At 70.0% G+C, this 566-nt stretch carries 1 pseudogene; it reads left to right on the forward strand.

Going from position 1 to position 566, the window contains the following annotated elements:
* Nucleotides 1-566: pseudogene (locus tag GVL03_RS19265) on the forward strand (cytochrome P450); the annotation flags it as partial.

Consider the following 566-nt stretch of genomic DNA (forward strand, 5'->3'; position numbering starts at 1 on the left):
TTCCTGGTGAGCCGCCATGCGGACATCTACTGGGTGCTCAAGGCCACCGGCGACGCGTTCCGCGGCCCGGCGCCGGGTGAGCTGGCCCGCTACTTTCCGCGGGCAGCGACCAGCCTGTCGCTCCAGCTGCTGGCATCCACCCTGGCGATGAAGGAGCCACCGACGCACACCCGCCTGCGCCGGCTGATCTCACGCGATTTCACCCTGCGCCAGATCGACGCGCTGCGCCCGGACATCGCCCGCACCGTCGCGGAACGGCTGGACCGCATGGCCCCTGCCCTGGAGCGCGGAGAAGCCGTGGATCTGCACCGCGAATTCTCCCTGGCCGTCTCCATGCTGGGCTTCGCAAGGCTGTTCGGCATGCCGGTGGACGACATGTCGGGCATCGCCACCGGTATCGGCTCCATCCTGGAGGGCCTGAGTCCGCGTGCCAGCGATGCCCAGCTCGCCGCGGCAGACGCCGCCAGCGCCGGGGCACAGTCTTACTTCGAAGGGCTGATCGCGCGCAAGCGTGCCGCTCCGCAGGACGACCTCGTGTCGCTGCTGGTCGGTGCGCACGACGAGGA

Source organism: Microbacterium sp. 18062 (assembly GCF_902706225.1).
Classification (GTDB): domain Bacteria; phylum Actinomycetota; class Actinomycetes; order Actinomycetales; family Microbacteriaceae; genus Microbacterium.